The 12625-nt window shown below is 61.8% G+C and carries 14 protein-coding genes; 8 read left to right on the forward strand and 6 right to left on the reverse strand.

Translation table 11 applies throughout. From position 1 onward, the window contains the following. Positions 1 to 67: 67 nt before the first annotated feature. The 4 genes from J4E08_RS02620 to J4E08_RS02635 all read right to left on the reverse strand — a co-directional run bounded on the left by J4E08_RS02620 (position 68) and on the right by J4E08_RS02635 (position 3491). On the reverse strand, positions 68 to 1249 hold the full coding sequence (locus J4E08_RS02620) for a vWA domain-containing protein (protein WP_349537178.1): 1182 nt from the start codon (positions 1247 to 1249) through the stop codon (positions 68 to 70). 246 nt (positions 1250 to 1495) lie between these two features. Then, positions 1496 to 1666 (reverse strand): apolipoprotein acyltransferase, encoded by a 171-nt coding sequence (locus J4E08_RS02625; protein ID WP_183964313.1) that lies wholly within the window; start codon positions 1664 to 1666, stop codon positions 1496 to 1498. Next, entirely contained in the window at positions 1663 to 3060 is a 1398-nt protein-coding gene (locus J4E08_RS02630; protein WP_502949232.1) for a DUF2927 domain-containing protein, read from the reverse strand. The genes J4E08_RS02625 and J4E08_RS02630 overlap by 4 nt, the downstream gene beginning before the upstream one ends. A gap of 2 nt (positions 3061 to 3062) precedes the next feature. Beyond that, positions 3063 to 3491, reverse strand: coding sequence for a GNAT family N-acetyltransferase (locus J4E08_RS02635; RefSeq protein WP_349537180.1), 429 nt, complete (start codon positions 3489 to 3491; stop codon positions 3063 to 3065). Between the two features lie 304 nt (positions 3492 to 3795). Here J4E08_RS02635 and J4E08_RS02640 point away from each other — a divergent pair, with 304 nt between their 5' ends. From J4E08_RS02640 to J4E08_RS02655, 4 genes are all read left to right on the forward strand, one after another. Further along, entirely contained in the window at positions 3796 to 4008 is a 213-nt protein-coding gene (locus J4E08_RS02640) for a hypothetical protein (RefSeq protein WP_349537181.1), read from the forward strand. A 318-nt stretch (positions 4009 to 4326) separates the two neighbouring features. Further along, on the forward strand, positions 4327 to 4794 hold the full coding sequence (locus J4E08_RS02645) for a GNAT family N-acetyltransferase (RefSeq protein WP_183964317.1): 468 nt from the start codon (positions 4327 to 4329) through the stop codon (positions 4792 to 4794). 81 nt (positions 4795 to 4875) lie between these two features. Beyond that, entirely contained in the window at positions 4876 to 5496 is a 621-nt protein-coding gene (locus J4E08_RS02650; RefSeq protein ID WP_349537182.1) for a hypothetical protein, read from the forward strand. A gap of 82 nt (positions 5497 to 5578) precedes the next feature. Then, positions 5579 to 5818, forward strand: coding sequence for a hypothetical protein (locus J4E08_RS02655; protein WP_349537183.1), 240 nt, complete (start codon positions 5579 to 5581; stop codon positions 5816 to 5818). A 17-nt stretch (positions 5819 to 5835) separates the two neighbouring features. On the opposite strand, the gene J4E08_RS02660 is transcribed toward J4E08_RS02655, so the two are convergent. Further along, positions 5836 to 6675 carry an AAA family ATPase gene (locus J4E08_RS02660; protein ID WP_183964323.1) on the reverse strand — a complete coding sequence of 280 codons (840 nt, stop codon included), beginning with the start codon at positions 6673 to 6675 and terminating at the stop codon, positions 5836 to 5838. A gap of 447 nt (positions 6676 to 7122) precedes the next feature. Here J4E08_RS02660 and dksA point away from each other — a divergent pair, with 447 nt between their 5' ends. From dksA to J4E08_RS02680, 4 genes are all read left to right on the forward strand, one after another. Beyond that, the gene (dksA, locus tag J4E08_RS02665) at positions 7123 to 7545 is read left to right on the forward strand and encodes an RNA polymerase-binding protein DksA (RefSeq protein WP_183964936.1); all 423 of its coding nucleotides are present in this window, start codon (positions 7123 to 7125) and stop codon (positions 7543 to 7545) included. A 103-nt stretch (positions 7546 to 7648) separates the two neighbouring features. Further along, complete coding sequence (locus tag J4E08_RS02670) at positions 7649 to 8797, forward strand: FAD-dependent monooxygenase (protein WP_502949233.1); 1149 nt, start codon at positions 7649 to 7651, stop codon at positions 8795 to 8797. A 105-nt stretch (positions 8798 to 8902) separates the two neighbouring features. Beyond that, the gene (locus J4E08_RS02675; protein ID WP_349537184.1) at positions 8903 to 9886 is read left to right on the forward strand and encodes an XdhC family protein; all 984 of its coding nucleotides are present in this window, start codon (positions 8903 to 8905) and stop codon (positions 9884 to 9886) included. Beyond that, entirely contained in the window at positions 9883 to 10875 is a 993-nt protein-coding gene (locus tag J4E08_RS02680) for a molybdopterin-binding protein (RefSeq protein ID WP_349537185.1), read from the forward strand. The genes J4E08_RS02675 and J4E08_RS02680 overlap by 4 nt, the downstream gene beginning before the upstream one ends. Before the next feature lie 86 nt (positions 10876 to 10961). Here the strand turns inward: J4E08_RS02680 and J4E08_RS02685 are convergent, their stop codons facing one another. Then, complete coding sequence (locus tag J4E08_RS02685) at positions 10962 to 12602, reverse strand: BCCT family transporter (RefSeq protein ID WP_349537186.1); 1641 nt, start codon at positions 12600 to 12602, stop codon at positions 10962 to 10964. Between the last annotated feature and the right edge of the window lie 23 nt (positions 12603 to 12625).

Consider the following 12625-nt stretch of genomic DNA (forward strand, 5'->3'; position numbering starts at 1 on the left):
GGTGCCTATCGGGTTAACACAATCCGATTGCTGTACAGGATTTTAGGCGTTTTTCATCGAGACGACGTCAGCCAAGCATCTTCATGCCTCGGTCGAGGCCGTCGAGCGTCATGGGCACCATCCGATCCTCGAAAATCTCTCGGATCATGTGGATACTTTGCGTGTATTGCCAATGGTTTGGCGGCACGGGGTTGATCCAGAGATGCTCGGGCCATTGTGCGCGCGCGCGCTGAAGCCAAACCTGCCCAGCTTCCTTGTTCCAATGCTCACTTGCGCCGCCGGGGTAGGCGACCTCGTAGGGTGACATGGACGCGTCACCAACAAAAATGCATTTGTAATCAGGCCCGTAGGTGTTCAGGACATCCCACATGGCGGTCTGGGCGTCCCAGCGACGTCGGTTGTCCGTCCAGACGCCCTCGTACAGACAGTTGTGGAAGTAGAAATGTTCGAGGTGTTTGAATTCCGCACGGGCGGCGGAGAAAAGCTCTTCGACGACCTGAATGTGCGGGTCCATGCTGCCGCCAACGTCCAGAAACAAAAGAACTTTTACGGCATTTCGGCGCTCTGGCCGGGTTTGCACATCGAGATAGCCATTGTGTGCCGTGGCACGAATGGTGCCATCGAGGTCGAGCTCTTCGTGAGCGCCGTCGCGCACCCAGCGGCGCAACCGTTTCAGGGCAACCTTGATGTTCCTTGTGCCCAGCTCGACACCGTCATCCAGGTTCTTGAATTCTCTTTTATCCCAAACCTTTACCGCGCGCTGGTGACGCGATTCATCTTGCCCGATCCGTATGCCTTCGGGATTGTAGCCGTAGGCGCCGAAGGGCGATGTGCCAGCGGTGCCGACCCATTTGGAGCCGCCTTGGTGACGGCCCTTTTGTTCCTCAAGCCGTTTCTTCAATGTTTCCATGAGCTTGTCAAAGCCGCCCATGGCCTCGATCTCGGCCTTTTCTTCGTCCGAGAGATGCTTTTCCGCCATCTTGCGCAGCCAGTCGTCCGGCAGGTCCATGGCGTTCATCACCTGATCGACGGGAATGTCCTCCAACCCTTTGAAAGAATGCGCAAACGCGCGGTCGAACCTGTCGAGGTGACGCTCATCCTTTACCATGGCGGTTCGCGCCAGATAGTAAAACGCCTCCACATCATAGGTGGCGAGGCCCGCCTGCATGCCTTCGAGGAAGGACAGGTATTCACGCAAGGAAACCGGCACGCCGGCGCGACGCAGAGTATCGAAGAAGGGTACGAACATGCCTCAGTGGTAGCGTGCCGTCACAGGCGGGGCAATGGCAGGTTCATCCTGCGCACGGCCGGGTTAAGGCGGCGCGCGGTCCACCACATGTTGTGCGCATAGACCTTGCCGGCAGAGGCGTTAACCTGTGCAAGACATGCGTTTACGGTTTGGAAAGACGTGAACCGACCGGAACTCTGGCAAAAACCGGTCGGTTGTTAACCTTTTGATGCCGCGCATGGATGACGTAGCGTCAGAATTGGTTAATCACCCCAGTGCGATGCGGTGAATGATGATCGTAACGATCAGACCCACGAGCGAGAACGCGATGCAGTAAATCGTCGCGTATTGCAGAATATCGAGCTTGTTGCCCTTGCGGCGGGCAGCAGTCAGCCCGCCGATGATGGCGCCAGCGAGCGCCGCGAGTAGTACGATCATAGCGCGCCAAGGCTCCCTCTGGCGGGGTTCAGTGACCCGACCTCGCGCAGCTTGGCGCGGACAGCCCAGTCAGAGCCGAACCCGTATCGCGCCCAGCCCAGGGAGTCCAGCCGAACGGCGCGTGCCTCGGTTGGGCGACCGGCGAGATCCAGCGCTTCGGCCCGCAGCATCATGAGCGTCGCCAGCAAAGCCGCGTTTTCATGCCGCGCGGCCGTGTCCAGATGGGGTTGCAGCAGGTAGATGGCATCATTTGCCCGGCCAGCGCTGATCGCATAGGCGGCCAACTGCGAGGCGACGTAGGCGCGGTGCAGGGCGGTGTCAGGCCGGGTGCCGAAATAGCGCTGCGCGAGGACAAAGTGATCCTGTGCCTGCGCCGGATCCACCGATTGCAGCAATCGACCCATGGCGTAATGCGAGAATGCACGGCGGTGATCCGTCCAGCCCATCGCGGTGGCTGTTCTCAAGGCGCTTGTTGCGGCTTGACGGCGCTGCGCGGCATTAATCCCCGGGCCAAGCGCGGTTTGCACGGCGTCGATCCAGACACGCGGGGTCTTGGCCAGACGCTGCGCGCGTCCGCCCTGGCCGCGCGGATTGATCCGGGCAAAGATCGCGGGAAGGCGGTCGGCCACCTGATTGCGGGTCATGCCGGTTCTTATCGAAGGGTCGTAGTAGGCCCGCAGGATCGTCATGTCGTAGCCGGTCAGCACCGTGTGGACATTGTCGTCGTTGAACACCGAATCCGGCAGGCGGTAGAGGTCGTTGAGCGGGCCGAGCGCCTGGGCGAGTTCCTCATGCAGACAATCGCGGACCTCTTGCGGGGCGGCATCTGCGGGGAGGAAGATCGCCAGGCGTTCGCGCGTCTTGAGCTGTGACCAGGAGGTCTGCTTGGTGCGGCGGGCGGCCTTGTATTCCTTCAGGGAGGAGACATTCGGCACCACGAAGCATGCAGCAGAGGGCAGAGTTTCGCGGATCTGCTGGCGGGAGACAGCCTGCACCGTGATGTTGGCGTTCTGGCCAGAGGTGGCGGAAATGTCGATGCCCGCCTCGGTGCGCAGCCGATGCATCAGGCGGTTGAGATCGGGGGCAAGCGAGGCCGGCGGCGTGCCGGTGACACGGACGGTGATCGGTCCCTCGAACCGGGTGAAGATCGGCAACGGACGCCCGGATTCCAATGAGAAGGACAAGTCGAGGAAGTCGCGGGCCATGTCGGTGTTGGAGGCCACCGGCGCATAGGGATGCGGCACCGAGAAGCTTTTCATCGGTGGGAGGCTGGAGGACGTTTCAGTCGCTGTGGCGGCGCGGGTGGCGGTTTCATTGCTGGGCGCAACGGGCATGCACGCGCCAAGCAGGAGATACAGCGGGAGGATGAACCGGCGGGCTTTGCTGCGCATCATTCTCACCTTTGATACTTGATGAAGGGGGTCAGCACGCCCACGCGGTCGTACAGACGGCGGGCCGTGTCGTTGAACTCCTGGGTCAACCAGTAGACCGACGAGGCGCCATGGGCGTCGGCTGCGGCATAGACGCCCTCAATAAGCGCCCGGCCAATGCCGAGGCCGCGCACGTCCGGAACGGCATAAAGATCCTGAAGATAACAGACGTCTTCGACCTTCCACGCATGGCGATGAAAGACATAATGCGTCAGCCCGACGATGCGGCCGTCCAGCTCTGCGATCAGCGCGTTGAAGTCGCGTGGATCGTCGCCCAGCATACGCTGGAACGTGGAGGAATAGACGTTTTCCGGGACGCTCGATTCATAGAAATCGAGATATGCCGTCCAGAGTTCTCGCCACACGTGTTCATCCTCGGCACGCAGGGCGCGCACGAGCGGGGCCTTTTTATGGGACACTAGTAAGCCTGCCTGCTTTTGGTTGCTCGGATGTCCTAAGCATCCAAGTTTTTTCTGTCCTCTGTTTGAACACTATAGGGCAAAAGCAGGGTTTCTGGACAGATGGATCTGGCGAGGCGGTTAAAATATTCCCGCCATCGGGAGTTATGGGTAAATGTGCATGTTTAACAGTTTGTTAACCTGTGCACAGAAGCAACATTCATAGGTTGAACGGCCATTGTTTAGGGTTGTTTAATCGCCCAGATAGTGTCCGAATTGAGGCGTTTGGGCGGGAGCGCGCATGGAAATTTACGACAATTCGGGGCCAATTTTAGGCACCAACAGCCCCTCGCTTTTTGGTGTTGCGATTCCTGTTCCAAGGCATGTTGATTCACCAACCGGAGGCTTTTTGACATACTGGCCAATTGTCAGCTGGACGTTTCAGTTTGGGGATATTTTCGAAACGATGGACTTTCGGCCTCTGTTTGGCAGGTGTCGCATCGGCGAAGCTTAGGCGCTGCGCGCGCATTCTGCGCTTCACTCCAAGGGTTGTGGCCCAAATCAATTGGCTTTCGCGCCTGTTGGTATGTTGTGGGGCGTCTTTTGGACTACCTTGGGCGATTTCGCGTTCGGCGCAATCAATGCCCCGGAACGCGTGATCTTATGCGTTTTCGTTCAGATCGTCCGTCTGATGCCCATGAGGGCGACGACCATTGGCCCGGATTGCGAGGCAAGCGGTTTCTCGCCTATGCCCGATGGCTGGGTTGCGTGGTTGCATGATGCTGTGGTGGGACGCGCGCAACACGCCCTGACCGCCCCGAAGGAGGCCCAGATGACCGAGCTGACCCTGCGCCGGAACCGTGCGCGCGACCTGACCCCGTTGATCGAGCTGCTGTCCGATCCCGATGATCTTTTGCTGGTGAACCCCAGCGCCGGGCATCCGTTCGATCCGCGCGAATGGCAGGAGAAATGGCTACAGGAGCTGGACGACGAGAGCTTTTATCTGCTGGACGGGCAGGGGCGAGAGGTCGGGTTCTTTGCCCTGCGGGTGGGCGTCGGGCCTGAGGTGCGTCACCTGACATATGTTTTCGTGGCCGAGGAATGGCGCGGTGGCACCGGGCATCTGATGGTACAGTGGGTCGAGGAGGCCGCACGCGATCTGGGGGCACTGACCGTGACGCTGAAATGCGAGCTGGACAATCCGGCGGCGCTACGGATTTACGAAGCGGCAGGCTACGAGGAGCTGAGCCGTCGCGGTGGCATGGCCTCCATGCGCAAGGATCTGGACAGCGCGGCCTGACATCACCGCATCCCGCTTGCCCCAGGAACCTCTGCACGCCTGGTTTTGTTGGGTGATGACGCACGACAACAGGAGGCTGACATGTGGGATTGGGTCGTATCGAATTCCTCAGGACTGAATACGCTGCTGAACATTGCGATGTTGCTGGTCTGGATCGGCTATCTGCAAGTTTTCCTGATGAGTTTTCAGCGCGCAAACCGGGCGATGATCCACATTGACAGTGCGGTGCAGGACGGGCGTGACGCCCGGTGCATCATTGCCAACATGGGGTCGGAAGCGGTCTACGTGGTGGGCGTGCAGGTCAAGCTGACGGACGGCGACAAGACTGTCGCCAGCCTTGTGAGCGACAGGTCCGAGCATACGCTGGCAGTGGACAAGGAGTTTCGCGGGCAGACCCTGCAAGGGCCACTGGCGCCGGGGGAATCCCTGGATGTGGGCAGCTTTCGCAACCTGTGCAGCCGGGCGGCCTATCGGTTGGGTCAGGATCTGGATCTGGACAACTGCACGAAGGTGGAAATCACGGTCGCCATCGCCGCCCAGCAGGCGCATCGCATCTTGGGCGCACACAAGAGTTTTTCCATCGAGGGGGACGAAAGCGCGAACCTGTCATTCAGGCCGGATCGTATTCTGACCGAACAGATTTCGTCGCGCCGTCAGCGCAAGGCGCTGGAGCAGCGGATGCTGGAGATTTCGCCTGAGTGAAGGGGCCTCTGGCGATCAGACACATTGTGACGGAACTTCCGCCGCGCCTTGTGCGTCAATCTACCTAAAGGGGAGATGTCTCATGACCAGAATGATGTTTTTGCCACAACAGATGATGATGGCGCAGATCCAGTTTTCGCAGGCGATTTGGTCGCAATATATCAACACCACGCAGTTGATGATGCAGACGGCCATGGGCCATTCGCGTGATCTGGCCGAGAACGCGGCGGGCAAATCGGCGGACGCCGCCGAAGTGATGACGCGCGACGCACGAGAGGCGATGAAAACCGTGGCCGCGGCCGAGGGCAAAACCCCGGTCTGAGGGCCACGGCCTGTGGTCTACCGCTCGCGGCGGGCCATGAAGGCAAGGCGTTCAAACAAATGCACGTCCTGCTCGTTCTTGAGCAGGGCACCGTGCAGCTTTGGCAGGGCGTTGGCCCCGTCGCGTTTCAGATCTTCGGGCGTGAGGTCCTCTGCCAGCAGAAGTTTCAGCCAATCGAGCACTTCGGAAGTGGAGGGCTTTTTCTTCAGCCCCGGCTGATCACGCATTTCAAAGAACTGCGTCAGAGCCACGGTGAGAAGCTGGTCCTTTATATCGGGGAAGTGGACGCGCACGATCTGGCGCAGCGTTTCTGCATCAGGAAACTTGATATAGTGAAAGAAGCACCGCCGCAAAAAGGCGTCGGGCAGCTCTTTTTCATTGTTGGAGGTGATGATGACGATGGGGCGCGTTTCGGCGCGAATGGTCTCACCAGTTTCGTAGACGTGAAACTCCATCTTGTCCAACTCCTGCAACAGGTCGTTGGGGAACTCGATATCGGCCTTGTCAACTTCGTCGATCAGCAGAACAACCTTTTCGCCGGCCTCAAAGGCCTGCCAGAGTTTGCCCTTCTTGATGTAGTTGGACACGTCATGCACGCGTTCCTCGCCAAGCTGGCTGTCGCGCAGGCGGCTGACGGCGTCGTATTCATAAAGACCCTGCTGTGCGCGCGTCGTGGATTTCACGTTCCATTCGATCATCCGAACCCCAAGCGAGCTGGCCACTTGGCGAGCAAGCTCTGTCTTGCCGGTGCCGGGCTCTCCCTTCACCAGCAGCGGGCGTTCAAGGGTGATGGCCGCATTCACGGCCATGGTCAGGTCGTCGGTTGAGACATAGTCGTCTGTGCCGTCAAAGCGCATGGGTCACTCCTGTTCGTTAAGGTCAGAGGTAGCGGGCTGTGCCAAGGGGTGCAAGCGCGCGACCATGTGACGCCGGGGGACCAAGGGTGCAAACTGGTTAATCGTGTGACGCAAAACTGTGCGGGTTGAGTCGCATTTTAACTATTTGAGGCTCGCATGGGCTTGCACGCAGGGCGTGTGGATAGGGCAAGTTTTGGGAGCGTTCTTACCGGTCAGTTGGCGGTGATTGCGCTAACAGGGTGCAGGGAGAGGCTGTGCCGGTCGAGGCGTCACGCTGCTGCGCGGCATCGCTCACAAATCGTTTCATCCAGAGCGGGAAATGACCGTCTGGACCATGCTAAAGTGTAGTGACAATGCCTACTGATTTGTTTAAGTGCTGCCCGTAGGGGTGCCTGATATCTAGGGAATTTCGTGATGGCAGATATTGGCGTTGATGAGGGAGCGGACATGAAGGCCGAAACATTCTTGCCCGATGACTATCGTCCCGCAGAAGATGAACCTTTCATGAACGAGCGGCAGACGGAGTACTTTCGTCGCAAGCTGCTCAACTGGAGGTCGGAACTGCTGGAGGACAGCCGGGATACCATCGAGACATTGCAGGACAGCACGCGGAACATACCCGACGTGAATGACCGTGCGTCCGAGGAAACCGACCGCGCGCTGGAGTTGCGCACGCGGGATCGACAGCGCAAGCTGGTGAACAAGATCGACGCCGCGCTGCGTCGCATCGACGAAGGTGAATATGGCTACTGCGAAGTAACCGGTGAGCCGATCAGCCTGAAGCGGCTGGACGCGCGCCCGATTGCGACCATGAGCCTTGAAGCACAAGAACGTCACGAGCGCCGCGAGAAGGTGCATCGCGACGACTGACCCCTACGGGTCTGAAACCGAAACAGCGCGGGGCCTGCTCGGCGGGCCGATCGCAAGGACTACGCCGGGGTTTTCCCCGGCGTTTTCGTGTCGGGAGATGAAGATGATGGAAGATACCATTGTTGTCGGCGGCGGTATTGGCGGGCTTGCGGTGTCGCTTGCACTGCGCGCGCGGGGCGCGTCGTCGGTCGTGGTGCTGGAACAGGCCGATGCGATCCGGGAAGTGGGCGCCGGGCTACAGATCAGCCCGAACGGGTTACGCGTGCTCGAAGCGTTGGGGCTGGCAGAGCGGTTTCGCGCGATCAGTGTCCGGGCCGAGGCGGTGAGCCTTCGCGACGGCCTGTCCGGGCGCGAGGTCACGCGGCTGGACGTGGGGGGATTGGGCGACCAGCAGTCCTACCGCTTTGTCCATCGCGCCGATCTGGTGGAGCTGTTGGCGAATGCGGCGCGCGAGGCGGGCGTCGAGATCCGCCTGTCACAGAAGGTCGCGCAGATCGAACCCGGCACACCGTCGCGGGTGATCTTGCAGGACGGAGCCGAGATGACGGCCAGCCAGGTGGTCGCAGCTGACGGGTTGCATTCGGTTGCTCGGCCTGTGCTGAACGGACCGGCCCAGCCGTTTTTCACCGGGCAGGTGGCGTGGCGGGCCGTGGTGCCCAACGTGGTGGATCATCCGGCGCAGGCCTGGGTTCACATGGGGCCAAAGCGACATATGGTCAGCTATCCGCTGCGCGATGGGCAATTCGTGAACCTCGTCGCGGTGGAGGAGCGTCGTGAGTGGGCCGAAGAAGGGTGGGCCCACACGGATGATGCGGCCAACCTGCGCCACGCGTTTCGCATGTTTACCGGCAAGGCGCGCGGATTGCTCGACGCGGTGGAAGCGCCCGGCCTGTGGGGGTTGTTTCGGCATCCGGTGGCGGCGCGCTGGCATGACCACGGGGTGGCGCTGCTTGGGGACGCGGCGCATCCGACGTTGCCGTTTTTGGCGCAAGGGGCAAACATGGCTCTGGAAGACGCCTGGACCCTGGCCGCCGCAGATGGCGATCTTGCGCGCTACCAGCAACTGCGACGCGCGCGCGTGGTCAAGGTGATCGAGGCCGCCAACGGCAATGCCTGGAAATACCATCTGAGCGATCCGGTGGTGCGCGGCGTCGCGCATCTGGGGCTGGGCATGATCGGTCGGCTGGCGCCGGATCGCCTGCTGCATCAGTTTGACTGGCTTTATCAGCACGACGTGACACAGCAGCGCTGAGGCGCGCGGGCGACTTTTGTGCAGTGGTGCTTGGTCCGGGTTGTCTTTAGGTTCAACGCCAACAGGGACCCGCGTCAGCGGAGCAACCTCAGAGGAGATAAGCGCATGGATCGGTTCGACGGCATTCCGGAGCAGGCCCTGGCCTGGCACAAGGCGGGCAAAGGCGCGGTTGTGGCCACGGTGGTGGAGACCTGGGGCTCCGCGCCGCGCCGGGTGGGGTCGCAGCTTGCGATCTCCGGGGATGGCGTGATCGAAGGGTCGGTGTCCGGCGGCTGCGTCGAAGGCGCGGTCATCGTGGAGGCGCTGGAGGCGCTTTCGGACGGGGACGCGCGCGAGTTGGAATTCGGCGTCTCGGACGACGATGCGTTTGCCGTGGGATTGGCCTGCGGCGGGACGATCCGGGTTCTGGTAGAGCCGGTGGGCAAGGTGCTGCCCGAAGGGTTGCTGGAGGAGCTGTGTGCCGCGCGGGCCGAACGCCGGCCGGTCGCCTATATGGCGGACCTCGCCAGCGGGGCGCGGGCGTTGATCGGGCAGGGCGAGGCGACAGAGGCGTTGAACCAGCGGTTTCGCATGGATCGGTCTGGTTTTGACGAAGGCAGCCGCATCTTTATCGGCGTGCACAATCCGCCGCTGCGGCTGGTGGTGGTGGGCGCGGTGCACATCGCGCAGGCGTTGGTGCCGATGGCCAGAATTGCAGGCTACGATCCGATCATCATCGACCCGCGCGAGACATTCGGCTCCGAGGCGCGCTTTCCCGGTGAAAAGATTCTGAACGATTGGCCGGATGAGGCGGTGGAGGCAGCGGGTCTGGACTCGCGCACGGCGCTGGTGTTGTTGACACATGATCCCAAGCTGGACGATCCGGCGCTGGAAAAGGCGTTGCGGTCCGAGGTGTTTTATATCGGTGCCCTTGGCAGCACGCGGACCCATGGCAAGCGCGAGACCCGTCTGGAGGCCGCCGGGTTCACGGCGGAGGAGATCGGTCGCATCCACGGGCCTGTGGGGCTGGACATCGGGGCCGCTGGCCCGGCGGAGATCGCGGTGTCGATCATAGCGGAGATGACGCGGGTGTTGAGGAAAGGCGCATGATCTTTGGGGATGTGGCATTGGACGCGGCGGAGGGCGCGGTTCTGGCCAATTCGCAGCAGGTGCCCGGCGGCAAGCTGAAGAAGGGGATCGTGCTCGGGCCGGACGATGTGGCGGCGCTGCGCTCCGCGGGGTTGCAGTCGGTCATGGCCGCCAGGTTGGAGCCGGGAGACCTGTCCGAGGACGTGGCGGCGGAGCGATTGGCGCAGGCCCTGGTCCCTGATGCAGGCCGCGCGGGACTGCGGCTGGGCCGCGCATCCACCGGGCGGGTGAACATCCACGCCGAGGCCCCCGGCGTGATCGAGGTCCTGGCCGAGCGCATTCAGGCGCTAAACGCGGTCGATCCGATGATCACGGTGGCCACCGTGCCAGAGTGGCAGCGCGTTGGCCCGCGGTCCATGGTGGCGACGGTCAAGATCATTTCCTACGCGGTGAGGGAGGCGGCTTTGGACGCGGCCTGCCATGCCGGGCAGAGCGCGCTGCGGCTGCGGCCCGTGGTGGCACAGCAGGCGCAGCTGATCCAGACCTCTGTGTCCGGCGATGACGATGGCGCCAAGGGGCAGGCCGTCACGGCGGAGCGTCTGGATCGCCTGGGCGTGGCGCTGGGTCCGGTTCAGGTCGTGCCGCATGAGATCAGCGCCTTGGCCGAGGCGATCCGTGGCACGGACGCCGACGTGGTTCTGATCCTGACGGGGTCTGCGACCTCGGACGTGGCGGACGTGGCGCCACAGGCTTTGCGGGCCGCTGGTGGTCAGGTGGTGCATTTCGGGATGCCGGTCGATCCGGGTAACCTGTTGTTTTTCGGGACATTGGGGGGACGGCCAGTCATCGGTCTGCCGGGGTGCGCGCGGTCGCCCGCCTTGAACGGGGCCGATTGGGTCCTGGAGCGGATGCTCTGCGGTGTTGACCTGACGCCGGGCGATGTGGCCCGCATGGGAGTTGGCGGGTTGCTCAAGGAGATCCCGGTGCGCGGACGCCTGCGCGAGGCGTAATCCGGCGCTACGCCCGTATGTTTTGGGATTGGCAGATCTTGGCAACAGGAAAGCGGCCGCGCTAAGGGAGCGCGGCCGCAGGTCGTTTATTCGGCGGAGGTCTCCTTGGCGTCGCGGTGGAATTCGCTCAGCTCGGGCCGCAGGCCGATGGTGATGTGGTCAATGTCTTCCATGGCGAGGCCGCGCATCAGCGAGGGGATCATCATGCAGACCAAAAGGAAAATCGGCAGGCCGACCACGGTGATGACCTGTTGCAACGCTGACAGGCCTGCCTCGCCGGCGAGCAGGATCAACATGGCAGCCACCAGCCCTTCGGCCAAGCCCCAGAACACCCGTTGATGCACGGGTCCTGGAGTGGGCTGTCCGGTGCAGAGCATGTCGACGACAAGCGACGCCGAGTCCGAGGATGTGGCGAAGAAGATCGCCACGATGATCACAGCGAAGCCCTGGACGAAGGTGGCCATGGGGAACCCTTCGAGGAAGGCGAACATGGCGAGCGGCACGCTTTCCGCCACGGCAGCAGAAATCTGGCCTGCCTGATCGCCCAGTGCCGCGCGTGCGCCTGCACCGATGCCGTCGAATTCCATCGCCTGCCAGCCGAAGATTGCGAACCAGATCAGGGTAAACAGCGACGGGGCCATGAGCACGCCGAAAACGAACTCCCGGATCGTGCGACCGCGTGAGATGCGTGCCACGAAAAGACCGATGAAGGGTGACCACGTCACCGTCCATGCCCAGTAGAACACGGTCCATCCGCCTTGCCAGCCCCAGCCGTCCGTATCGGGATTGTTGTCGGCGAGCATGTCGTTCCAGAATGCGAGGCGCGGCAGATTTTCAATGTACAGACCGAAGGTTTCCACGATGCCGCGCAGCAGGAACAGCGTGGAGCCGAAGACCAGCACAAAGATCATGAGCCCGACGGCCATGCCGATGTTGAGGTTGGACAGAAATTTCACCCCCTTGTCGAGGCCCACCACGATGGAGGTCACGGCCACACCGGTCAGCACCGCGAGGATCATCACCTGAACCCAAGGCCCGTCACCGGTGCCAAAGAGCGCGTCGAGACCGGCGGCAATCTGGCTGGAGCCGAGACCCAAAGAGACGGCCACGCCAAACAAGGTGCCAAGGATGGAAGCGATGTCGATGGCCTTGCCCACGGCGCCATGGATCCCCTCGCGCAAGAGGGGATAGAAGACCGAGGACACGCGCACCGGCAGTTCATAGCGATTGATGAAATAGGCGAAGGCCAGACCGGGCAGGGTGAAGATCGTCCAGGTGTGCAGGCCGAGGTGGTAGATCGCGATGGATATGGCGTCCTGGGCCGCGGCCTCCGAATAGGGTTCGATCCCCGGAAGAGGTGGGTTGGAGAAATGCGAAATCGGCTCTGCCACGCCCCAGAACATCAAAACGGTGCCGATGCCCCCGGCAAAGAGCATCGTGAACCAGCTGAGGTTTGTATACTCGGGCCGGGAGCCCTTGCGGCCGAGGCGGATGTGCCCGTGGCGGGATGCGGCGACCCATATGAGAAAGAACAGCCAGACATTGACGCCGAGGATGAAGAACCACCCAAGGTTCGTCACGATCCATGCACGGCCTGCGGCAAAGGCCTCTCCGATCGGACCGGGGAAAATCACGAGGGCCACGACGAAGACCAGCGTAAAGCCTGCGGAGGTGAAAAAGATGGTCGGGTCGGTTCTCAGCCGCAGCTTTTCTGCGAGTGTCTGCATGGAATGTCCCTCGGGTTATATTA

The organism is Sagittula sp. NFXS13, from assembly GCF_040148795.1.
GTDB classification, from domain to species: domain Bacteria; phylum Pseudomonadota; class Alphaproteobacteria; order Rhodobacterales; family Rhodobacteraceae; genus Sagittula; species Sagittula marina.